This is a genomic window from Flexivirga sp., assembly GCF_051955415.1.
In the GTDB taxonomy this organism is placed as follows: Bacteria; Actinomycetota; Actinomycetes; order Actinomycetales; family Dermatophilaceae; genus Flexivirga.
The window spans coordinates 110,299-132,259 of sequence record NZ_JBQCGS010000012.1 but is presented as its reverse complement, the minus strand read 5'-3'; the positions used below and the strand labels follow the sequence as shown (position 1 = coordinate 132,259).

General features: G+C 71.4%; 21 protein-coding genes. 11 read left to right on the top strand and 10 right to left on the bottom strand.

From position 1 onward, the window contains the following. Nucleotides 1-61: 61 nt before the first annotated feature. Together ACTHL4_RS02230 and ACTHL4_RS02225 are read right to left on the bottom strand one after the other, a co-directional pair. Complete coding sequence (locus tag ACTHL4_RS02230; RefSeq protein WP_440281099.1) at nucleotides 62-346, bottom strand: hypothetical protein; 285 nt, start codon at nucleotides 344-346, stop codon at nucleotides 62-64. Nucleotides 347-449: 103 nt separating this feature from the next. Further along, nucleotides 450-1,418, bottom strand: a complete 969-nt coding sequence (locus ACTHL4_RS02225; RefSeq protein ID WP_440281098.1) for an AraC family transcriptional regulator — start codon at nucleotides 1,416-1,418, stop codon at nucleotides 450-452. A gap of 192 nt (nucleotides 1,419-1,610) precedes the next feature. Here ACTHL4_RS02225 and ACTHL4_RS02220 point away from each other — a divergent pair, with 192 nt between their 5' ends. The 5 genes from ACTHL4_RS02220 to ACTHL4_RS02200 all read left to right on the top strand — a co-directional run bounded on the left by ACTHL4_RS02220 (nucleotide 1,611) and on the right by ACTHL4_RS02200 (nucleotide 6,352). Continuing rightward, nucleotides 1,611-2,372 carry a GAF and ANTAR domain-containing protein gene (locus tag ACTHL4_RS02220; protein WP_440281097.1) on the top strand — a complete coding sequence of 254 codons (762 nt, stop codon included), beginning with the start codon at nucleotides 1,611-1,613 and terminating at the stop codon, nucleotides 2,370-2,372. Between the two features lie 68 nt (nucleotides 2,373-2,440). Next, nucleotides 2,441-4,051, top strand: coding sequence for a SpoIIE family protein phosphatase (locus ACTHL4_RS02215; RefSeq protein WP_440281096.1), 1,611 nt, complete (start codon nucleotides 2,441-2,443; stop codon nucleotides 4,049-4,051). 122 nt (nucleotides 4,052-4,173) lie between these two features. Then, entirely contained in the window at nucleotides 4,174-4,995 is an 822-nt protein-coding gene (locus ACTHL4_RS02210; RefSeq protein WP_440281095.1) for an alpha/beta fold hydrolase, read from the top strand. Nucleotides 4,996-5,031: 36 nt separating this feature from the next. Then, nucleotides 5,032-5,568, top strand: coding sequence for a hypothetical protein (locus ACTHL4_RS02205; protein WP_440281094.1), 537 nt, complete (start codon nucleotides 5,032-5,034; stop codon nucleotides 5,566-5,568). 70 nt (nucleotides 5,569-5,638) lie between these two features. Beyond that, on the top strand, nucleotides 5,639-6,352 hold the full coding sequence (locus ACTHL4_RS02200) for a GAF and ANTAR domain-containing protein (protein WP_440281093.1): 714 nt from the start codon (nucleotides 5,639-5,641) through the stop codon (nucleotides 6,350-6,352). A gap of 60 nt (nucleotides 6,353-6,412) precedes the next feature. Here ACTHL4_RS02200 and ACTHL4_RS02195 read toward each other — a convergent pair whose 3' ends face one another. The 3 genes from ACTHL4_RS02195 to ACTHL4_RS02185 all read right to left on the bottom strand — a co-directional run bounded on the left by ACTHL4_RS02195 (nucleotide 6,413) and on the right by ACTHL4_RS02185 (nucleotide 10,091). Further along, nucleotides 6,413-6,955 carry a DUF2231 domain-containing protein gene (locus tag ACTHL4_RS02195; protein ID WP_440281092.1) on the bottom strand — a complete coding sequence of 181 codons (543 nt, stop codon included), beginning with the start codon at nucleotides 6,953-6,955 and terminating at the stop codon, nucleotides 6,413-6,415. Nucleotides 6,956-7,029: 74 nt separating this feature from the next. After that, nucleotides 7,030-7,764, bottom strand: coding sequence for an ANTAR domain-containing protein (locus ACTHL4_RS02190; RefSeq protein ID WP_440281091.1), 735 nt, complete (start codon nucleotides 7,762-7,764; stop codon nucleotides 7,030-7,032). A gap of 14 nt (nucleotides 7,765-7,778) precedes the next feature. Continuing rightward, nucleotides 7,779-10,091: a heavy metal translocating P-type ATPase gene (locus ACTHL4_RS02185; RefSeq protein WP_440281090.1), complete on the bottom strand. Its 2,313-nt coding sequence runs from the start codon at nucleotides 10,089-10,091 to the stop codon at nucleotides 7,779-7,781. A 289-nt stretch (nucleotides 10,092-10,380) separates the two neighbouring features. Here ACTHL4_RS02185 and ACTHL4_RS02180 point away from each other — a divergent pair, with 289 nt between their 5' ends. Continuing rightward, nucleotides 10,381-12,159 (top strand): HNH endonuclease signature motif containing protein, encoded by a 1,779-nt coding sequence (locus tag ACTHL4_RS02180; protein WP_440281089.1) that lies wholly within the window; start codon nucleotides 10,381-10,383, stop codon nucleotides 12,157-12,159. Nucleotides 12,160-12,217: 58 nt separating this feature from the next. Here the strand turns inward: ACTHL4_RS02180 and arsB are convergent, their stop codons facing one another. Further along, the gene (gene arsB, locus ACTHL4_RS02175) at nucleotides 12,218-13,219 is read right to left on the bottom strand and encodes an ACR3 family arsenite efflux transporter (RefSeq protein WP_440281103.1); all 1,002 of its coding nucleotides are present in this window, start codon (nucleotides 13,217-13,219) and stop codon (nucleotides 12,218-12,220) included. Nucleotides 13,220-13,325: 106 nt separating this feature from the next. Continuing rightward, nucleotides 13,326-14,138: an arsenite methyltransferase gene (gene arsM, locus ACTHL4_RS02170; RefSeq protein ID WP_440281088.1), complete on the bottom strand. Its 813-nt coding sequence runs from the start codon at nucleotides 14,136-14,138 to the stop codon at nucleotides 13,326-13,328. An 86-nt stretch (nucleotides 14,139-14,224) separates the two neighbouring features. On the opposite strand from arsM, the gene ACTHL4_RS02165 reads away from it, so the two are divergent. The 4 genes from ACTHL4_RS02165 to rocD all read left to right on the top strand — a co-directional run bounded on the left by ACTHL4_RS02165 (nucleotide 14,225) and on the right by rocD (nucleotide 18,019). Next, the gene (locus tag ACTHL4_RS02165) at nucleotides 14,225-14,581 is read left to right on the top strand and encodes an ArsR/SmtB family transcription factor (RefSeq protein WP_440281087.1); all 357 of its coding nucleotides are present in this window, start codon (nucleotides 14,225-14,227) and stop codon (nucleotides 14,579-14,581) included. 116 nt (nucleotides 14,582-14,697) lie between these two features. After that, nucleotides 14,698-15,663 carry a GNAT family N-acetyltransferase gene (locus tag ACTHL4_RS02160; RefSeq protein WP_440281086.1) on the top strand — a complete coding sequence of 322 codons (966 nt, stop codon included), beginning with the start codon at nucleotides 14,698-14,700 and terminating at the stop codon, nucleotides 15,661-15,663. Nucleotides 15,664-15,705: 42 nt separating this feature from the next. Next, a complete protein-coding gene (locus ACTHL4_RS02155; RefSeq protein ID WP_440281085.1) occupies nucleotides 15,706-16,677 on the top strand; it encodes an NAD-dependent epimerase/dehydratase family protein in 972 nt (323 codons plus the stop codon). An 88-nt stretch (nucleotides 16,678-16,765) separates the two neighbouring features. Further along, the gene (gene rocD, locus ACTHL4_RS02150; RefSeq protein ID WP_440281084.1) at nucleotides 16,766-18,019 is read left to right on the top strand and encodes an ornithine--oxo-acid transaminase; all 1,254 of its coding nucleotides are present in this window, start codon (nucleotides 16,766-16,768) and stop codon (nucleotides 18,017-18,019) included. A gap of 30 nt (nucleotides 18,020-18,049) precedes the next feature. Here rocD and ACTHL4_RS02145 read toward each other — a convergent pair whose 3' ends face one another. The 3 genes from ACTHL4_RS02145 to ACTHL4_RS02135 all read right to left on the bottom strand — a co-directional run bounded on the left by ACTHL4_RS02145 (nucleotide 18,050) and on the right by ACTHL4_RS02135 (nucleotide 19,800). Continuing rightward, a complete protein-coding gene (locus ACTHL4_RS02145; protein WP_440281083.1) occupies nucleotides 18,050-18,715 on the bottom strand; it encodes a class I SAM-dependent methyltransferase in 666 nt (221 codons plus the stop codon). 106 nt (nucleotides 18,716-18,821) lie between these two features. Then, a complete protein-coding gene (locus ACTHL4_RS02140; RefSeq protein WP_440281082.1) occupies nucleotides 18,822-19,292 on the bottom strand; it encodes an aminoacyl-tRNA deacylase in 471 nt (156 codons plus the stop codon). After that, nucleotides 19,279-19,800, bottom strand: a complete 522-nt coding sequence (locus ACTHL4_RS02135) for a MarR family winged helix-turn-helix transcriptional regulator (protein WP_440281081.1) — start codon at nucleotides 19,798-19,800, stop codon at nucleotides 19,279-19,281. Before ACTHL4_RS02135 ends, ACTHL4_RS02140 begins: the two co-directional genes overlap by 14 nt. Nucleotides 19,801-19,862: 62 nt before the next feature. Here ACTHL4_RS02135 and ACTHL4_RS02130 point away from each other — a divergent pair, with 62 nt between their 5' ends. Further along, nucleotides 19,863-21,944, top strand: a complete 2,082-nt coding sequence (locus tag ACTHL4_RS02130) for an MMPL family transporter (RefSeq protein ID WP_440281080.1) — start codon at nucleotides 19,863-19,865, stop codon at nucleotides 21,942-21,944. The last annotated feature ends 17 nt before the right edge of the window (nucleotides 21,945-21,961 follow it).

Genomic DNA, 21,961 nt, shown 5'->3' with positions numbered 1-21,961 from the left:
CCGGCGCGGCCGTCTGTCTGGACCGGGTCTCCGGCGGCGGTGAGGTCACCGCCGAGGTCGTTCAGTCGGTGTCCTCCGGGGCGTCCGCCTCCCCGGTCCGGTCGTCGACCCAGTCGTCATCCTGATCGACACTGCCGTCCTGAGCGGGCTCCGAACCGTCGGCCCGGCCGTCGGTCCGGTCGTCGGTCCGGTCGTCTTCGTTCCGCCGCCGGCTGACTCCGCCGCTGGCGACGTCGTTGACGTCGCCGCCGTCGGCGTGGTGCGAGCCGGGGCCGCCGTCCTGCTCGTCGACCTTGGCGCGGTAGGTGTCGCCCTGCTCCTCCGGGGTGTCCTGGGGCGCATTCATCTCACGGACCTCTTCTCGCTGGGGATCGGGTTGGGCATCGGATGGGGATCATCCGTTGCGACGACGGGCTACCCGGGCCGGCACGGGCCCATGCGGTGACCGCTCAGCTGCGCAGCGTCGTACTCGGCGGCATACCGTATGCCGCCCGGTAGTGCGCGGCGAAGCGGCTCGAATTGGTGAAGCCCCACCGGCCGGCGATGGCACCGACGGTGGCCCCGGAGTCGGGGTCGGCCGCCGCGAGTTCGTCGCGCACCCGGTCCAGCCGGATCCGGCGCAGCCGCGCCATCGGCGTGGTGTCCAGCTCCCGCCGGTAGGCGATCTGCAACGCGCGGACCGACACGTGGCAGGCGCGGGCGATGTCTGCCACGCCGAGGTCGAGGTCGGGGTTGCTCTCCAGGTAGGCGTCGGCGCGTCGGACGGTGTCGCGCGACCCGCACGACGGTGCCGCGGCGCGCAGGTCGTGCTCCGCGCCGGCCGGGTCGAACGCGGCCAGCAGGGTCGCCGCGAGGAGGTCGCCGGCCGCACCCAGCACCAGCGGGCTGGCGGCCGCCACGTCGTCCGCGGTGGCCAGTTCGCTCAGGTGCGTGACGGCCCGCTGCCACGGGACGGCAGCCGGCGGCAGCAACGGGTCGATGGTCAGCCGGCGGACCCGCTCGGTGACCGGCTCGTCGTCCTCGGTCGCCCACCGGTCCAGCAGGGACAGGTCGACACCGATCAGCTCCAGCTCCGCCCCGTGCACGCGCGTGCGGTAGTGCAGGTCCGGCGGCGCGACCAGCACGATCTGGCCGGGCCCGACACGCTGCTCCCGGCCGTCCACGGCGATGTCCATGGTGCCGCGCACCATGCGGCATACGACCAGGCAGCCCAGTGGCTCCATCGAGTACTGGGTGGTCATCGTGTTGTGGAAGCGGTCCAGCCGCACCTCGCCGAGGTCGTGCCGGCGCTGGCCGAAGCGGAAGTCGGTGGTGCTGCCGCTCACGCGCAACCGGTTGCTGGAATAGGCCTCCGCCACGAGCGCGTGAGCCTGCTCAGGATCGGTGGTGGCGAAGTCGGTGGTGACCGACCTATGCACGAATCGACCTCACGAAGGACAAGATACGACACCGATCCGGGGTGATCGGCGGCCGAGCCGGTGCGTTCTGGGGGCCACCGCCGTGCGTTTTCGGTCCTAGTCATCCGGGCCGGCCGGACCGTGGAATGAGGGGTAATGCCCGGCGGCTGCCACGCCGTCGTCGCGTGGCGAACTGGACAGAGGGACAGACGGATGACGTATGACGAGATCACGCCTGCTCACGACGGCGCGGCCGCGCCGTCCGAACCGTCCGGGGAGCGCGTGGCCACCGGCCGCATGGACCCTCGCGAGTTCGCCGATCTCGCCACTTCGCTGGGGGCCGCCCAGACGACCGAGCAGACCGCGGACCAGGTGGTCGAACATGCCCTCGCCGCGCTGGACGCGCACTACGGCGGCCTCACGCTGATCCGCGGCCGCACTCAGCTGGAGACCATCGCGCCGTCGCACGACGTGGTGGTGCGTGCCGACGAGCTGCAACGTGCGTTGCGGGACGGGCCGTCATACGACGGCGGTTGGCACGGGAGCACGCTGGCCAGTCAGGACCTGCGCGTCGAGGCACGCTGGCCGCAGTGGACGCCGGCCGCCGCAGAGTTGGGCATCGCCGCGTTGCTGGCCGCCGAACTGATCGACACCGACGGCCGCCGGCTCGGTGCGCTGAACCTCTACTGGCGCGAGCCGGTCGTCTTCACCTCCGACGACCTGGCGTATGTCGCGATCTTCGCCACCCATGCCGCGATCGCGTTGGTCGCGTCGCTGGAGGAGACCCACCTCAACACGGCGCTCGACACTCGCAAGGTGATCGGTCAGGCGCAGGGGATCCTGATGGAGCGGCACGGCCTGTCGACCGAGCAGGCCTTCGAGGTGCTGCGCCGCTACTCGCAGGATCACAACCTGAAGCTGCGCGACGTCGCCCGCCGCCTGGTCGAGACCCGGCGGCTGCCCGAGGGACGGTGACATCCGGCTGACCCATCCGGCCGGCGGTCGGTGACGAACCACCCTCGACAGCGGAGGGGTGATGTGTCGTGGCCGACGACGTCATACCGGCTGATGTGACCGCGCCCGACCGCACCGACGCACAGCACGGGCGGGAGGACGAGCCGGTCGAGATGCAGCCGAGGACGGGACCACACCGGGACGTGGCGCTGCGGGTGCAGGAGGCCCATCTGCCCCGCACGCTGCCGCTGCTGCCCGAGATCGACGTCGCAGGGTGTCAGGTGGCCGCCGCCGATGCGCGCAACGCCGGCGGCGACAGGTTCGACCTGATACCGTTGCCCGACGGCACGGTGGCGTTCGTCGTCGGCGACCTGCCCGGTCACGGGGTCACCGCGTCCGCCGCGATGGGCCGGCTGCGCGCCGTCCTGGCGGAGTGGTTGCTCAGCACCGACTTCGCGGACGCGCTGCGCCGGGTCGACCGGGCCGCCGGCCGCACCCGCGCGACGCGCGGGGCCACCCTCTGCGCCGTCGTCCTGGATCCCGCCGGCGGACAGCTGCGCTACGCCACCTGCGGTCACCCGGAGCCGCTGATCCTGACGCCCGCCGGATCCGTGCGGCCACTGGCACGCACCGGTGGGGCTCCGCTCGGGGTGACCGACTCCGGGCCACCGGTGCAGGACGGGCGGCTGCGCCGCGGCGAGCTGATGCTGCTCTACACCGATGGTCTGCTCCGGCGGCCGGGACGTCGGCTGCACGAGGGCCGCGAGCTGATGGCGCGCACCGCGGCGGACGCGCTCACCGACCGATGGGCCGGCGCGGACGTGCCCACCCGCGCGGTCGACCGGGTGTGTCGAGGCACCGTGGCGACGTTGGGATCCGGCGGGTACGACGACGGCACCGCGCTGGCCGTCCAGTGGCGGACCCAGCGGCGGCAGCGGTGGCAGGCGCAGGTGACCGCAGCGGACGTGATCGCGGCGTCCTACCGGGACGGACTACGCGCCTGGCTGGAGGATCTGGGCGCCGCCGAGCACCAGCGGCAGGCCGTGGAGCTGGTCGTCGAGGAGTTGCTGGTCAACGCCGTCGAGCACGCCCACCCGGACGGTGGCGGCGACGGTGCGGAGGTGAGCGCAGGCCTGGACGATCAGGGCGTGCTGACCGTTCGGGTGAGCGACCACGGGACCTGGCGGGCGCGCCGGGCACCGTCGGCGACCAGCGGCCGGGGGCTGTGGATGGTGCAGGAGATGGCGCAGAGCCTGAGCGTCGAACGCGGCGGCGACGCCTCGCGCGGCGAACCTGAGCCCGGTACGACGGTCACCGCCCGGTTGCCGCTGCACGTTCCGGTGGTGCTCGTCCACGGCACGGGACGCGACGGCGCCTCCGCGGACGGGACCCGGCCGTTCTCCGCGCGCTTCCAGGATCTGCCGCGGCGCAGCGTGGTCGTCACCGGCTCGGTCGATTCCGGCAGCGCGGCGGTCTTCCGGGCCCGGATCGCCGAGGCGGGCCGCGGTGGCCTCTACCCCCTGACGGTCGATCTGAGCGCGGTGGAGCTGCTCGGCAGCGCCGGGGTGCGGGTGCTGTTCGAGATGCGGGATGCGTTCGCCGCGCACGGCACCCGGCTCAGCCTTCTCGCATCGCCCGGCCCGGCCCGCGACGTCCTCGAACTCGTCGGTCTCGACGGGCTGATCGCCGACCGGCCGTAGGCCGCGACCGCCGGCGCGAATTCGACCGGCGCGAGAGGGGTATGTCGACGGTGCGGTATGGCGCACGTCCGGCATACCCCTGACCCACCACTTCCGGAACCTTGACCCCACGAGGAGCGACCATGACGGTGACCACCCAGGACGGCACGCAACTGCACGTGGAGGACTCCGGTGGCGCCGGCCGACCGGTGGTGCTGATCCACGGCTGGCCGCTGTCCGGGGAGTCATGGGCAGCGCAGGTGCCGGCGTTGCGCGACGCCGGTGTGCGGGTGATCACCTACGACCGGCGCGGATTCGGTCGCAGTGACACACCGGAGACCGGCTACGACTACGACACGCTGGCCGCGGACCTGCACGACCTGATGGAGCAGCTGGACCTGCGCGACGCGTCGCTGGTCGGCTTCTCGATGGGCGGTGGCGAGGTGGCGCGCTACCTGTCCCGGTATGGCGCGGACCGGGTCCGCAGCGTCGTCTTCGCGTCGGCCGTCCCGCCCTACCTGGCCAAGACCGAGGAGAACCCGGACGGGCCGCTCGACGAGGAGCAGGCGCAGGAGATGCTGACCGCGTTGCAGGTCGACCGGCACGCGTTCTTCGACGACTTCACCACCCAGTTCCTGACCGCCGACGGCACGCTGGCCGTCGACCGCGAGGTCCAGCAGGAGGCGTTCCGGCAGGCGACCGAGTCGGATCAGACGGCGGCGGTGGAGTGCATGAAAGCGTGGGCCACCACCGATTTCCGGGCCGACCTGGCGGCCGTCACGGTGCCGACCCTGGTGATCCACGGCGACGCCGACGCGCTCGTCCCGTTCGAGGGTTCCGGCAAGCGGACGCACGCCGCGATCGAGGGCAGCCGGTTGCACGTGATCGCGGGCGGCCCTCACGGCGTGCCGATCAGCCACACCTACGAGTGGAACGACGCCGTCGGCAGCTTCCTCGCGGACTGAGGGTTGCCCGCCATACCGCGTGGGTATGGCGCAGGCATGACCGGTGCATCGACGCAGTTCCTGCCGATCTACCTGCGGGACCAGCTCGCCCTGGGAGTGCTCTGGCGTGAGCTCGCGCAGCGTTCCGCCCGCCACAACCGGGGCAGTGACCTGGGCCGGGCGCTCGACGGCGTCGCGACCGGCATCGCCGAGGACGTCGACACCTTCACCGACATCATGCGCCGCCTCGACGTGGCGCCGAACCGGCTCAAGACCGGTGCCGCGGTCGTCGCCGAACGGCTCGGCCGGCTGAAGCTGAACGGGCGGTTGTGGGGGTATTCGCCGCTGAGCCGGTTCCTCGAGCTGGACGCCCTCGTCATGGGGATCGAGGGCAAGAAGACGCTGTGGACCACGCTGGGGACGGATGCCGGGCTCGGCGCGCGCTTCCCGGACGTCGATTTCGACCAGCTCGTGCGGCGGGCCGGTGCGCAGCGGGAGGCGCTGGACCCGTTCCACGATGCGGTTGCTGCCGAGGTCTTCCGGTCCCCGGCAAGTCCGGCGTTCGCGGACGACGCCGAGGCGCGTGTCCGGTGAGACAATGGACGGTCATGGCAGGTGTGGCCGGGCACCGTTCGTCGGCGTAGCCGGCCGCTGAGGGAGAGACATGACGCGGGAGATTCCTGATGCACCGCAGCTCATTGCGTTGCAGTTCCAGGACATGCACGAGAAGCTGACCAGCAGCGGTGACATCGGCGCCGCGCGACAGCGGCTGGTCGAGCTGGCGGTCGAGTTCATCGAGCCGTGCGACTGGGCGGCGATCACGGCCTGGCCGGAACGCTCGCTGCCGCGCACTCTCGCCCACAGCGGCAGCGTGCCGCTGGACGTCGACCACATCCAGTACGCCGCGGGCGAGGGCCCCTGCCTGACCGCCGCGACGGAGGATTCACCGGCCTGGGTCCCGGATCTGCGGGCCGAGAGCCGGTGGCTCAACTTCGTCAGCTCGGCGCTGTCGGCCACGCCGGTGCGCAGCGTGCTGTCCTATCACCTGACCGACACGCCGGTGCGCTCCGCGCTCAACCTGTATGCCGGGGCGCCGGGTGCGCTGGACCACGACGCCGTCACCGCCAGCACGCTCTTCGCCAGTCACGCCGCGGTGCTGATGGCCCACGTCGGAAGCACGCAGGAGGCCGAGACGCTCGGGACGGCGCTGGCGACCAGCCGGCGGATCGGCGCCGCGATCGGCATCCTGATGAAGACCCACGGCGTCACCGAGGACACGGCGTTCGCGATGTTGCGGGCGACCAGCAACCGGCTCAACCGCAAGATCAAGGACGTCGCCGAGGACGTCAAGCAGGCCGGTCAACTGCCGCGGCGATGACCGGTCCGCGCGGCACTGCGCCGGGCGCGGTGCCGCCGGTGGCGCTCGTGCGGCAGCCGGTCACTCGAAGCCGGGGTTGACGCTCGACATCTTGCGCACCGAGGCCAGGTGCCCGCCGAAGTAGCCGCCGGTGCCCACGCAGGCCAAACCGGCCAGGCCGAGGACGGCGCCGCGACCGTGCCGGTTGCGCCGGCGCGCGCGGTAGGACGCCAGGAAGAGTGCGACCCCGGTGCTGTTGGTGAGCGCATGCACGACGCCGATCCGTTGCTCGCGACGTCCGGCGTGCGCGAGTTCCGCGAGGCCGGTGGCAGCGGTCGGCCAGGCCGCGACCAGGCCGAAACCGACCAGCCGACGGGCGGCGGGTGCGGCGTGCCGCCCGGCGAAGACGTCCAACACGCTGGCGGAGATCCACATGCCCAGCGGCGCCATGGTCAGCGCCGGATGCACCGCATGGCCCAGCCACTTGCCCTGCAGCAGGTCGCGCCGGCCGGGCGACCGCACCAGTGCTGCACTGAGCGGCGCGACGACGCGCACCACCGGGTCGAGTGCGTCGTTGTCCTCGAGCGCAGTGGTGAGTCGTACCAACGGGTTCGGCGAGCTCATGAAGTGCCTCCTGACACGTGACTGCTCACGGCATACCCCTGCGGCGGTCGACGAAAACCGGGGGGTCGGCGGTGTCAGTCCGGCAGATCGTCCGCCTGGTCGTCGGTCCGGTCGTCGGTCCGGTCCACGCTGCGGTTGATGTCGTCGGCGACGTCGCGCAGCGTGCGGTCCAGCCAGGCACTGGCGTCCTGCAGCATCGCGAACGCGCTGTCCTCGGTGACACCGTGGGTCGCCATCAGGATGCCGATGGCGGTGCCGATCCGGCGGCTGGTGGCAAGCGTCCGATGCACCTGGACGGCGTTGAGCGAGGCGTCGGCATGCGACAACAGGACGGCTGCGTGCGTCGCGAAGAGCGCACCGACACTGACGGCGCTGCCGTCCAGGGCCCAGCTGGTGGCGGCGTAGAGGCCGAACGTGCAGTGTTCGGGGCGCTCGCCGAGGCGGAACATGACAGCGCTGCGCACCGGGGAGCGGTCGACGGCGTTGTCGACGAAGGCCGGCCAGCGAGTCTCGGCATACAGGTCCGGGATCCAGGACGGCTCGTCGTCCGTGGCGCTCAGGCTGGGTCCGTCGCCGGCGTCGTACTCCGCGTCGGTGAGCAGCTGCGGCACGGTGCCGGTTGCGGCGAGGAGGCGTGGGCGCCGGCCCGCCGGCCAGCTGGTCAACGCGGCCCAGTCGCACCCGGTGACGATCTGTCGGGTGAGCTCGACCAGCTGTTGCCGGCCGGCGACGGGGTCACCACCGCTGATCAGCGCCTGGTGGGCGCGACGGAAGTCGGCGGCGAGCTTGCCGGACGCTCCGTCGGCCATCGCGTCGTCCCTCCTCAGCGGAAGGCCCGCAACCGCAGGCTGTTGGTGACCACGGACACCGACGAGAACGCCATCGCGGCGCCGGCGAGCATCGGGTTGAGCAGGCCGGCCGCGGCGACCGGGATGGCCACGACGTTGTAACCGAACGCCCAGAACAGGTTGCTCTTGATGACGGCGAGGGTGCGGCGGGAGAGGCGGATGGCGTCCGCGGCCACGCGCAGGTCGCCGCGGACCAGGGTGAGGTCGCCGGCCTCGATCGCCACGTCGGTGCCGGTGCCCATCGCCAGGCCGAGGTCCGCCTGGGCCAGCGCGGCGGCGTCGTTGACGCCGTCACCGACCATCGCGACCACCCGGCCCTCGGACTGCAACCGGGTGACGACGTCGACCTTGTCGGCCGGCAGCACCTCGGCGACGACGTCCGCTGCGTCGATGCCGACCTGTGCCGCCACGGTCCGGGCGACCCGCTCGTTGTCGCCGGTGAGCAGGATGGGGCGCAGCCCGAGTCCGCGCAGGTGCGAGATCGCCTCGGCCGAGGTGTCCTTCACCCGATCGGCAACCACCAGCACCGCACGGGCGCGGCCGTCCCAGCCGACCGCGACGGCGGTCTGACCACGGTCCTGCGCGGCGTCGAACGCCGCCTGCAACTCATCCAGGCCCGCTGACCACTGCTCCAGCAGTTGCGGCCGGCCGACGAGCACCGCGTGCCCGTCGACGATGCCCTGCACGCCCAGGCCCTCGATGTTGGCGAAGTCCGCCACGGCGCCGAGGGCGCCGCTCTCCCGGGCCGCGTCGGCGATCGCGCGCGCGATCGGGTGCTCGGAGGCGTCCTCGAGTGCTCCCGCCAGCCGCAGCACCTGCGCGGCGTCCTCACCCTCGGCGACGTGCGTGGTGGCGAGGGTCATCTCGCCGGTGGTCACCGTGCCGGTCTTGTCCAGCACGATGGTGTCGACCGTGCGGGTCTGCTCCAGCACCTCCGGTCCCTTGATGAGTATGCCGAGCTGGGCGCCGCGTCCGGTGCCGACCATCAGCGCTGTCGGGGTGGCCAGGCCCAGCGCGCACGGGCAGGCGACGATCAGCACGGCGACGGCGGCGGTCAGCGCACCCGCTGCGCCCGCGCCGGTGGCCAGCCAGAAGACGAAGACGCCCACCGCTACGGCGATCACGACCGGCACGAAGACGCCGGAGATGCGGTCGGCGAGCCGCTGCACGGCGGCCTTGCCGGTCTGCGCATCCTCGACCAGCCGGGCCATCTGTGCCAGCTGGGTGTCCGCGCCGACGCGGGTGGCACGCACAACCAGGCGGCCGGAGGCGTTCACCGTCGCACCGACGACCGCGTCGCCGGGGGAGACGTCGACCGGGACGGATTCGCCGGTCAGCATCGACGCGTCCACCGCCGAGCGGCCCTCCTCGACCACGCCGTCGGTGGCGATCTTCTCGCCGGGACGGACCACGAAGCGGTCGTCAACGACCAACTGGGACACCGGGATCCGGTGTTCGGTGCCGTCGCGCAGCACGGCGACGTCGCGTGCGCCGAGGTCGAGCAGCGCTCGCAGGGCCGCACCGGCGTTGCGCTTGGACCGATGCTCCAGATAGCGGCCCAGCAGGATGAAGGTGATGACGCCGGCTGCTGCCTCGAAGTAGATGTTCGACGTGCCGTCGCTGCGTGCGATGGTCAGCTCGAATGGGTGGCGCATCCCCGGCATACCCGCGTCGCCCCAGAAGAGGGCGTAGACCGACCAGGCGAATGCCGCTGTCGTGCCGAGTGATACGAGGGTGTCCATGGTGGCGGCGCCGTGCCGCAGGTTGGTCCAGGTCGCCCGGTGGAAGGGCAACGCACCCCATACGACCACCGGGGCGGCCAGCGTCAGCGACAGCCACTGCCAGTTGTCGAACTGCAGTGCCGGCACCATCGCCATCGCGATGACCGGCACGGACAGCAGCGCCGAGACGATCAGCCGGGTGCGCAGATCGCGCAGGGCCGCGGCTGCGGGGGAGTCGTCGGCTTCCTCCGATGCCGGGGCGTCGGCAGCGTCGGCGGTGTCGCGTGCGGCCGGCGGCTTCGGGAGCGTCGCGCCGTAGCCGGCCGCCTCGACCGTTGCGACCAGGTCGTCGGTGGTGACGCTGTCGGCATACGTGACCTTGGCCTTCTCGGTGGCGTAGTTGACCGTGGCGGTCACACCGTCGAGCTTGTTGAGCTTGCGTTCGATGCGGTTGGCGCACGATGCGCAGGTCATCCCGGTCAGCAGCAACTCGACATCGGTGCCGCCGATCGGCTCCGCCGTGCCTGGCGATGTCTTCGTCGCGCTCGTGCTGGCATCCGTGCTCATGAGCGCCTCCTTCGTCTCCATTGTCCTCGGCCCTCGCCGCGTGCGGACGATCTGCCCGGATATTGCACAACGGCATACCCCCTAGGGGTATTCCCGAGTGTAAACGGCGTTCGTATGGCGACCGCGGCCCGGATGGCTGCCTCGGTGCCCGGAAGCAGGGAACGTATCCATCTTCCTTGGGACGGTGATCGCGCACTGTGCCGAGCAACGTGCCCTTCTTTCATGTCGTGACGTAAAATTGTCGGTATCGAGGCTTCCCTCAAGAGTCGAACATAGGTATGATGTAAGCATGGAGCAGCCGGCGGAGAAAGCGCCCGAACAGGGCGGACTCTCGGCTGCGAACTCGACCGCCGCCGAGAAGCTCGACGCCGCGTTCGGGCTGCTGACGGCCGCATTCCAGGACTCGCGGACCGACGCCCTCGGCCTGACCAAGGACGACCTGATCGACCAGGTCGTGCTCGCGCAACGCGTGCTCAACACCGTGTGGGCGCTGCAGTCCGCCCGTCTCGCCCAGGCCGGGGCGATCGAGGACACGTGCACGCCGGACTCGCGGGACCTGCGCGGGTCCCCCGACCCGCAGGTCCGCCACTCCATCGGGTCCTTCCAGGCCGAATTCATCGGCGCCGACATCGGTCCTCGACCGGGCTGGACCACCGGCCACGCCCGCGCCAGAGTCCAGGAATCCACCGACGCGATCACCCGCACGCCCAGGTTGTTCGGCCGGGTCGGCACCGGTGACCTCGAACCCGCCAAGCTCGCCGCCGTGCACCGCGCCCTCGGCCGCGTGTTCCGCGGGACTGCCGAGGACGGCGCACCTGCCACCCTCGACGGGTCGCGCACCGTCGAAGCTGCGTTGCTGGGCGACGGGGACGATGCTGATGCACCGGGCACCACTGATGCGCAGGCTGCTGCGGTCGAGCAGGCCGGCGTGGACCTGCTGGCGAGGCAGTCCGCCCGTCAGGTGCAACATCGCACCGCCCGCATCCTGTCGTCGGTGGACCCGGTGGCTGCCGACCGTGTCGCCGCCGCGCGCCGCCGTGACCGGGTCGGCGTGTTCGCGCATCCGGACGAAGAACCCGGCTTGTCGCACCTGCACGCGATCGTCCCCGCCGCAGTGGCCGCGAAGGTCATGACCGCGGTCGACCGGCACGCGCGCGATCTGCACGCCGACACCACAACCGACAAGACGCTGGCCGAGTGCCGCGCCGACGCCCTGGCCGACCTGGTCCTGGCGAACGCCACCGTCACCACCCACCTGGTCGTCCAGATCCCGGTCCACACCGGCTCCCGGCCGCCGTTCAACGGTGAGTCCGGGCGTTCCGGCGCGTTCGCGCACCCCGTCACCGGGCTGACCGGCTTCACCTCCGGGTGTCCCGCCCCGAGCCCGGCGTCGTCCGCCGGCCCGGTGGTGAAGTCACAGGACACCATTGACCGCGAATTCAACGATCTGCTCAAACGGCTCTACCCGCCCGACCTCGGCGGTTGCGCGGACTGGGAGCTCGACGACCCGAGCGACTCCGCGGGCCGATGGCGACCACCCGACGACATCCGACCGGCCGACATTCCACCGAATGCCACCGAACCGGTCGATTCCCAACCGGTCGATGCCCAACCGGTCGATGGCGCGCGAGAGCCCCGGGCCACGGCGGCGCGGCTCGGTGACGCGACGGTGCCCGGCATCGGTGTCATCCCGGCGTCCGTGATCGAGGCGATGTCGCGTTCGTTGGGGACGACCCTGACCCGTGCGCTGGTCGACGCCGGCACCGGGACCACGCTCGAGACCTGCGAGACGCGTTACCGGCCGAGCGCACGACTGCAGCACTTCGTCCGGACGCGGGACGGGCACTGCCGCTTCCCCGGCTGCACGCGCGCGGCGCGGTGGTGCGACATCGACCACGTCGATGCCTGGCCGCGGGGCCCGACCTCGGCTGCCAACCTGCAATGCCTCTGCCGGCACCACCACCGCACCAAGCAGGCCCATGGCTGGTCCGTCGTCATGACGCCGCTGGGCGTCTGCACCTGGACCAGCCCGACCGGCCGCACCTACGTCACCACACCCGGCGAGTAGGCGCCCGATCCGTCGCCCGCGGCGACACAGATGAACAGGACAGTGGGCTCGGTGGCGGTCATGCGCCGTTCGGCGCGGTATGGCGATCGGTGCTGAAGCGAGACCGCAGGGTCAGTGCGACGTACACCAGGCCGACCAGGGCCGGCACCTCGATGAGCGGTCCGACGACTCCGGCCAGGGCCTGCCCGGAGGTGACGCCGAAGGTGGCGACCGCCACGGCGATGGCCAGTTCGAAGTTGTTGCCCGCAGCAGTGAACGCCAGCGTGGCAGTCCGGTCATAGGGCAGTCCGACGGCCTTGCCGAGCGCGAACCCACCGCCCCACATCACCGCGAAGTAGACCAGTAGCGGGACCGCGATCCGGGCGACGTCGAGCGGGTGATCAGTGATCTGATGGCCTTGCAGGGCGAAGAGGATCACGATCGTGAACAGCAACCCGTACAGCGCCCACGGGCCGATGCGGGGCAGGAACGTCTGCTCGTACCACGCCCGGCCCCTGGCGCGTTCGCCATACCGGCGGGTGAGGAACCCCGCGAGCAGCGGGACCCCGAGGAAGACCAGCACGGAGGCCGCGATGCGCCACGCGGACACGTTCAGGTGCTCCTGCTGCAGACCGAGCCAGCCGGGCAGCACGGACAGGTAGAACCAGCCGAGGGCCGCGAACGCGATCACCTGGAACAGTGAGTTGACGGCCACGAGCACGGCGGCTGCTTCCCGGTGCCCGCCGGCCAAGTCGTTCCAGATGATCACCATGGCGATGCAGCGGGCGAGGCCGACGATGATCAGCCCGGTCCGGTATGGCGGCAGGTCGGGCAGGAACACCCAGGCGAGAGTGAACATCAGCAGCGGGCCGACCACCCAATTCAGCACCAGCGAGGTGGCCAGCATGCGCCTGTCGCCGGTGACGACGTCCAGCCGGTCGTAACGAACCCTGGCCAGCCCGGGATACAACATGACCCGCCGGCCGCGCGCGACCGGCAACGACACTCCCTGCACGGCGACCGCGCTCAGCGCGGTGTCCAGACGGGGTACGGCTCGGCCGAGCAGCAGCCCGGCCACCATGGCGGCGCCGATCCAGACCGGTAGGAACCGGTCGAGGGCGGACAGCCGCGTCAGCAGCTGCGCGTCAGCCGTGTCGGGCTCGGCAGTGTGCACGTCGGTCACGGTCTCATGCCCCGGCGGACGGCTTGACGGCGCGGATCAACGCGGAGTGCATGCCGTCGGCGGCCTGATGGGTGAACATCACCTCGGCGCCGATGAACCCAGCTGCCGCCAGGCCGTCCAGGTATTCACCGCGGGACAGCGCGCCGGCGATGCACCCGACATACGAGCCGCGCTCGGCCCGGTCGGCCGGGGTGAGGTGGTCCTCGGCGACGACGTCGGAGATCCCGATCCGCCCGCCCGGGACCAGGACGCGGAACATTTCGGTCAGCACGGCCGGCTTGTCGGTCGACAGGTTGATCACGCAGTTGGAGATCACCACGTCCACCGCGCCGTCGGGCAGCGGCACGTCCTCGATGGTGCCCTTGAGGAACTCCACATTGGTGGCACCGGCCTTGGCCTTGTTGGCGTTGGCCAGGTCGAGCATCTCGTCGGTCATGTCGACGCCGTAGGCGTACCCGGTGGATCCGACCCGGCGCGCGGACAGCAGCACGTCGATGCCTCCGCCGGAACCGAGGTCGAGGACCTTCTCGCCCTCGTGCAGCTCGGCGACCATCATCGGGTTGCCGCAGCCCAGCGACGCCGCGACCGCCTCGGCCGGCAGCTCACCCTGCTCGTCGGCCGAGTACAACGCCGCGCCGAAGGCGTCGTCGACCTCGCCTGTCCCGCCGCAGCAGGACGCGTTATCGGTCGGCGCGCAACACGACTGGTCGGCGTCGACCACGTCCAGGGCGTTGCGGTCACCGCGGGTGACGGCAGTCGCCGCAGCGGCATACCGGGCGCGTACCTGCTCGCGGGTCTCGTTGCTGAGGTCGGCCATGATCCATCTCCTATTGAAGAACGTCGATGCGATACATCGTGCACGACGCATCGACAGTCGTCAATACGTCGCCTACGATGGTCGCCATGAGCACCCGGACCGAGCTGCCGATCACGCCGGTAGGGATCGCTGCCTGCTGCTCACCGCTGACCGGCGGCGTCCTCGACGACGAGTCCGCGCAGCGGCTCGCCCGGGTGTTCAAGGCACTGGGCGATCCAACGCGGGTCCGGTTGGTGTCGCTCATCGCGGCCGCCGAGAGCGCCGAGGCATGCATCTGCGAGCTGACCGACCCGGTCGGGCTGAGCCAGCCCACCGTGTCGCACCACATGCGGCTGCTCGCCGAGGCCGGCCTGGTGACCCGCGAACAGCGCGGCAAGTGGGCCTACTACCGGCTCGTCCCCGACGCGTTCGAGGCCCTGCGAAGCGCGGTCAGCCTCGACTAATTGCTCTCGAAACTGGATCGGCAGGCGCTGCCGGAACTCACCTACCGAGCCGGCCGCGGCGCCCTCGCGACCGAAATTCGGCTGCACTCGTGCGGCGCACCGGCGAGGATCTGCGGATGACGATCGAGCGCGCCACCGCGGACTTCGATGGCCTCGGGCTGGAGCCGGCCGCATTCGCGGGCTGGCAGGTGCGCGCGCTGCGGATGACCGATGCCGCGCAGGTCGCCGCGGCGATGGCTGCTTCCCAGCTGCACGACACCGGCGAGGTAGCCGTCGAGGAGGCCGACATCGTCGGGGACTGGCAACGGCCCTCCTTCGACGTGGGCGCCGGCACCGTCGGCGTGTTCACCCCGGACGGCGAACTGGCGGCATACGCCGAGTATCCGGGGGCCGACCGCTACGACGCGACGGTCCGACCGGCATACCGCACAAGGGGTGTGGGCACCGCCCTGGCGCGTTGGGTGTGCGCTCGGGCCAGGGCCGCCGGGGCGACGACCGTCGGTATGCCGGTGCCGCACGGCTCCGACGGCGAGCGCCTGCTGCGCAGCCTCGGCTTCGCCGAACGCTGGACCTCCTGGACCCTGCGCCTGCCGCCGGACGTCCGCTTGCAGCAGCCGAACCTGCCCGACGGTGTGCATCTCCGGGACGCCGTGTCGGGACCGGACCGGGCTGCGGCATACGACGTCATCGAGGACGCCTTCCTCGAGTGGTCCGTCCGGGAGAAGGCGTCCTACGCCGACTTCGCCGCGCAGACCTACGAGCGTCCCGGTTTCGCCGACTGGCACATGCGCATCGTGTGCCGGGGGATGCCGGACGGTGACGACGTCGTGGGAGCGGTGTTCGCGATCGTCGACACCAACACCGGTGCGCTGTATGTCGACCGGCTCGCGATACGCTCCGACGCGCGTGGCCAGGGGCTCGCCCGCGCGCTGCTGGCCGACGTCTTCGCTCTCGGTCTCGCCCGGGGCGCCACCGGCTGCGAGCTGTCGACCGACTCCCGGACCGGTGCGCTCGGGCTCTACACCGGGCTCGGCATGCAGGTCACCGGCACCTGGGTGAACCTGGCCGCGGCACTCGGGTGACCTGACAGACTCGGTCGACCACGACCCGACCACAGGAGCATCATGCGCATCGTCGTCATCGGTGGCAGTGGCCACATCGGCACGTTCCTCGTGCCCCGGCTGGTGCGGGCCGGCCACGAAGTCGTCGTCATCAGTCGCGGCACCACGCGTGCGTATGTCGATGCGCCGGAGTGGCAGCACGTGCAGCACGTCGTCGCGGACCGGGAACGAGAAGACGCGGACGGCACCTTTCCGGCGCGAGTTGCCGCGCAGCGGGCGGACGTGGTGATCGACCTGGTGTGTTTCACCCTCGACTCGGCGTCGGCGCTGGTCGAACGGCTACGCGGAGAGACCGGCCACCTGGTGGAGTGCGGGTCGGTCTGGCGCAGCGGGCGCAGCGCGCAGGTGCCGACGACGGAGACGACGATGACACCGCCCTTCGGTGCATACGGCATCGCGAAGCAACGCATCGCACGCATGCTGCAGGAGGAGACGGCCTCCGGCGGACTGGTCACCACGTCGCTGCACCCGGGGCACATCTCCGGGCCCGGATGGGCGCCGATCGGGCCCGTGGGCAATCTGGACCCGGCCGTCTGGCGGACGTTGGCGGCCGGCCGGCCCCTGGCGATCCCCGGTCTCGGCGCGGAGACGATGCACCACGTGCACGCCGACGACGTCGCGCAGTCCTTCGAGCTGGCGATCGCCCACCGCGAGCAGGCGGCGGGGGAGGACTTCAACATCACCTCGGCGGCCGCACTCAGTGTCCGCGGATACGCGCAGGCCGTCGCCGGCTGGTTCGGGCAGGAAGCGATTCTGCACACCGTCACCTGGGAGGAGTTCCGGGCGGCGACGACCGCCGAACACGCCGCGCTCAGTTGGGAGCACCTGGACCGCAGCCCCTGCTTCAGCGTGCAGAAGGCCGGTGAACTGCTCGGCTACCAGCCACGGCACACCTCACTCGAAACGGTGCTGGAATCACTGCGCTGGCTCCTCGAGCACGGCCGGCTGGACCTCGGCCGGTCCTTGACCGGCTGAGACGTTCCGGCTGACTCGACGCACGCTCATCCGCCATGCTGGGTGAGGACGCTCGGGCGAGCGTGCAGAGGCGACGGAAAGGACCACCATGTCGACCGAGACCCAGCCGGACCGGACGCCCACCGCGGCGTCGAACGCCACGAACGCTGCGGCGATCGAGGTCGACGACGCCTACGTCGCGCACAACTACCATCCGTTGCCGGTCGTGGTCGCCGCGGCCTCGGGGGCCTGGGTGACCGACCTGGACGGCAAGCGCTACCTGGACTGCCTGGCGGGCTACTCGGCACTCAACTTCGGCCACGGACACCCGGCGCTCCTGGCGGCCGCGCACGCGCAACTGGACCGGGTGACACTGACCAGCCGGGCCTTCCACAACGCAGAGCTCGGGCCGTTCGGCCGGGCGCTCGCCGCGCTGGCCGGCAAGGACATGGTGCTGCCGATGAACACCGGCGCCGAAGCGGTCGAGACCGCGATCAAGGTCTCCCGCAAATGGGCGTATGACGTCAAGGGCGTCCCGGCGGACCAAGCGAACATCGTTGTCGCCCACGGCAACTTCCACGGGCGCACCACAACCATCGTCGGCTTCTCCGACGATCCGGGTGCGCGCGACGGCTTCGGACCGTTCACACCGGGTTTCCGCTCCGTGCCGTACGGCGACCTCGCCGCGCTCGAAGCGGCCATCGACGACGACACCGCCGCAGTCCTGATGGAGCCGATCCAGGGCGAGGGCGGCGTGATCATCCCGCCGGACGGCTTCCTGCGGGACGTCCGCGAGCTGACCACCCGGCACCGGGTGCTCTTCGTCGCCGACGAGATCCAGTCCGGGCTCGGCCGCACCGGCACGACGTTCGCCTGCGACCTGGAGGGTGTCGTCCCCGACATCTACATCCTCGGCAAGGCCCTGGGCGGTGGCATCGTCCCGGTCTCGGCGATCGTCGCGGACCGCGACGTCCTGGGCGTCATACATCCGGGGAACCACGGCTCGACCTTCGGCGGTAACCCGCTGGCCGCCGCCGTCGGCCATGCGGTCGTCGACCTGCTCGCCACCGGTGAATACCAAACGCGGGCAGCACGACTCGGCGAGCGGCTCGGTGACGGCCTGCGGGCACTCATCGGCCGCGGGGTGCTCGCCGTGCGCGTCCGCGGACTGTGGGCAGGCGTCGATGTCGATCCTGCGCTGATGACCGGCCGGGAGCTGTGCGAACGACTCGCCGCCCGCGGGGTTCTGGCGAAGGAGACCCACGGCTCGACGGTGCGGCTCGCGCCGCCGCTCGTCATCGGCGAGGCCGACCTGGAGTGGATGCTCGAGCAATTGGAGGCCGTCCTCGTCGACGCCGGCTGAACGGCGCCGCGAAGCAGCTGCGTCGCCGGCTCACTCGTCGCGCTGGGCGGCCAGCACGACGGCCCGTCCGGCGCCGTCCTGCGGACCGAGGCGCAGCTGCGCGGTCGGCCGCAGCCCGGCGGCGCACAGCATCGCCACCAGCGGCTCCGGCTGCCAGCGGTGCGTGGTCCAGGAGACCGGCACGTCGCCGTACGCCTGCGTGCGCCGCACGTCCTCGTCGCCCATGTGCGTCGCGAGGATGAACTGCCCGCCCGGCCGCAACGCCCGGGCGCAGTGCGCCAGCACCTGCGGCACCAACGCACGCGGCAGGTTGAACAGCGACCACCACGCCAGGATCCCGCCGTACGACGCCGGTGGCAGCTCGAGCTCGGTCCACGAACCGACCTCGAAACGGCACTCCGGATGCAGCCGGCGCGCGTTGGCGATCATCTGCGGCGACAGGTCGACGCCCGACACGTCCGCCCCGCGCTCGGCGAGGTATGCCGTCACGGTGCCCGGCCCGCAGCCGACGTCCAGCACCGGTCCGACATCACCGACCGCGTCGGCGAAGACGTCGACGGCGGCGCGCAGCCACGGCTGCCGGCGGATGTCACCCATGCCGTCCGTCACCACCATCCGTGCGTAGTTGTCGGCGACGGCGTCGTAGGACGCCCGGACGGTCGCCAGGTCCTCGGGATGCCGGAGGTTCGCGGTCATCGGACCAGTCAAGCGGGGACCTCCGACAGCCGACCGCTCACGGCCGGAAGGCGGGCGGCATGGCCCGGCCTTCCGCCGTTGATCGCCCGAAGCCCCGGAGCGGCCGCTACTCCATCGGCTCGGTCACGTCGGCGGACTGTGCACCGAGGGCGCTGAGCAGGTCCGCCGCGTCGACCGTCGCCGAGACCCCGTGCCCGCCGGCGCCGATGGAGACGGTGCCGGCCACGCGGGAGTCGGCGATGACTGGCCAGGGGCGGATCGACCCGAACGGCGTGATGGTGCCGCGCTCGTAACCGGTGACATCGCGCGCGGTCGCGGCGTCCGGCATCGACAGCCTTGTCACGCCGAGGTGTTCGCGCAGTTTCGGCCAGGAGATCTTCCGGTCGCCCGGGACGAGCACGAAGAGATAGTCGTGCTCGTCGCGGCGTACGACGAGCGTCTTGACGATCTGCGCCGGTGCGATGCCACGTACGGCGGCGGCCTCGGCGAGCGAGCCGACGGGTCCGTGCCGCACGATCCGGTGCGTGACGCCGGACGCGACCAGCGCGTCCTCCGCTCGCTGTTCACCGGTGGTCATCGGCGTTCTCCTTCTGCTGTGGGTGGTGGCGGGGCGCGTCGGCCGGCACGTGGTCGTCGGCGAAGTCGGCGAGCGCGGCGGTGATCCGGGTCAGGAAATCCAGCACGACGCTGGCCTGGTCCGCAGTCAACTCACCGGTGATCCGGTTGATGTCGGCGATGAGCGGCCCGAGGGCGGCGCGGACGTCGTCATACGCGGACGGTGTCGGGTTGAGACTGGTGCGCCGGCCGTCGCGGGGATGGGCACCGCGCACCACCTGGCCGCTGGCGACCAGCCGATCGCCCACCACCGGCGCCGAGGCGGACCGGATGCCGAGCAGCCGGGAGAGCTCGCCGACGCCGATGGGCCCCCTGTCGGAGGTGATGTGATCCAGTGCCAGCAGGTCCGTGACGCCGACACCCACCCGGGACGCCAGCTGTCCGTGCACCGCCGGGGCGGTCTGCAGCAACCTGCGCAGCTGCTGGCCGATCTCCCGGCCGCGCTGTGCTGGATCGCCGACCGTGCTCATCCCCGCATCGTAGCCAGCACACTTTGCTAGACAAACTAGCTAGTTTGTCTACAGTGGTCGCCATGGTCTCCTCACGACGAACCCGGCGCCGGTGGCTGCTGCCCGCCGTCCTGGTGCTGCTCTGGCTGGCGGTCGGCGCCGTCGCCGGGCCGTACTCCGGCAAGCTGAGCAGCGTCGCGACGAACGACCCGGCAGCCTTCCTGCCGGCCAGTGCGGAAGCCACGCAGGTCACCGCGCTGGCCCGCAACTTCGAGGGGCGGCAGGTCGATCCGGCGCTGATCGTCTACCAGCGCACGACCGGCATCACCGCCGCCGACACGGCGGCGGTCGCCGAGCGGGCCCGGGCGGTCCGATCGCTGGACGGTGTCGCCGGTGCAGTGGTCGGACCGATCCGGTCCGCGGACGGTAAGGCACTCGAGGTGGTGGTGCCGCTCGACGGGCGACTGGGCGACCGCACCGCCACCGTCGTCGGGCAGGTGCGCGACCGGATGGAGCACGGTCTGCCACCCGGCGTGCAGGCCTACGTCACCGGTCCGGCCGGATTCGCGGCAGATCTGGGTAGCGCCTTCGGCGGCATCGACGGGGTGCTGCTGCTCGTCGCGGTGGCCGTCGTGCTGGTGATCCTGGTGGTGGTCTATCGCAGTCCGATCCTGCCGTTCGTGGTGCTGCTGGCGGCGTTGTTCGCCCTCTCGCTGGCCAGCGGTGTGGTCTACGTCCTGACCGACCACGGCGTGCTGACCCTCAACGGTCAGAGCCAGGGCATCCTGCTGATCCTGGTGGTGGGCGCCGCCACCGACTACGCGTTGTTGCTGACCTCCCGGTTCCGGGAGGAGTTGCGCGAGGAGGAGTCGCGGTTCGCGGCGATGCGGGTCGCGCTGCGCCAGTCCCTCGAACCCGTTCTCGCATCGGGTGGCACGGTCATCCTCGCCTTGTTGTGCCTGCTGGTCAGCGACCTCAATTCGACCAGCAGTCTGGGTCCCGTCGCGGCGATCGGCATCGTGTGTGCGCTGGCATCCGCGCTCACCTTCCTGCCGGCGGTGCTGGTGCTGCTGGGCCGGACGGCGTACTGGCCGAAGCGGCCGCTGCTGGGCTCGCCGCACCCGGAGCGTTCCGGCGTCTGGGGCAAGGTCGCGGGTCTGGTACGACGCCGCCCGCGCGCGCTGTGGGTCCGCGCCACCGTGCTGCTGGTGATCGGCGCGGCGTTCCTGCCGACACTGCGCGCCGGCGGAGTGCCGCAGAGTGCGCTCTTCCTCAATCCGGCGGAGTCCGTGACCGGGCAACAGGTCGCTGGTGAGCACTTTCCGGGCGGCACCGGCAGTCCCGTGCAGATCATCGGGCCGGCGGACGACGTGGACCGTCTCGCCGCCACGGTGCACCAAGTCGATGGGGTGTCCTCCGTGCAGGTGCTCGGCCCGGCGGGGCGTCCGGCGCCGGTCGACAGCCGGCCCAAGATCGTCGATGGCCGGGTCGAGCTGCAGGCGGTGCTGACCGACCCTGCCGACAGTGACGCGGCACTGCGGACGGTCACCGCGGTGCGTGACGCGGTGCGCCGGGTCGCACCGGGCACACTGGTCGGCGGATCGAGCGCCATCCAGCTGGACACCCAACGCACCGCCGAGCGGGACCGGGCGGTGATCATCCCCATCGTGCTGGCCGTGGTACTCATCCTGCTGATGCTGGTGCTGCGCGCGATCCTCGCCCCGGTGTTGCTGCTGGCCTCGGTGGTGCTCAGCTTCGCCGCCACCCTCGGCGTCTCGGCGCTGGTCTTCAACCACCTGCTGGATTTCCCGGGTGCCGACCCCTCCGTGCCCCTGTTCGGATTCGTCTTCCTCGTCGCACTCGGCGTCGACTACAACATCTTCCTGATGACCCGGGTGCGGGAGGAGGCGCTCCGGCACGGCACCCGCGAGGGCATCGGCCGCGGCCTGGCCACGACCGGGGGAGTCATCACCTCCGCCGGCATCGTGCTGGCCGCGACCTTCGCGGCGCTGAGCGTGATCCCGATCCTGTTCCTGACGCAGATCGCGTTCATCGTCGCGTTCGGCGTGCTGCTGGACACCTTCCTCGTGCGCTCGCTGCTCGTGCCCGCCGTGGCCGAGGACATCGGCCCGCGCATCTGGTGGCCGAGTCGTTCGTTCCGCTGAGCGACCGCGCGCCACCG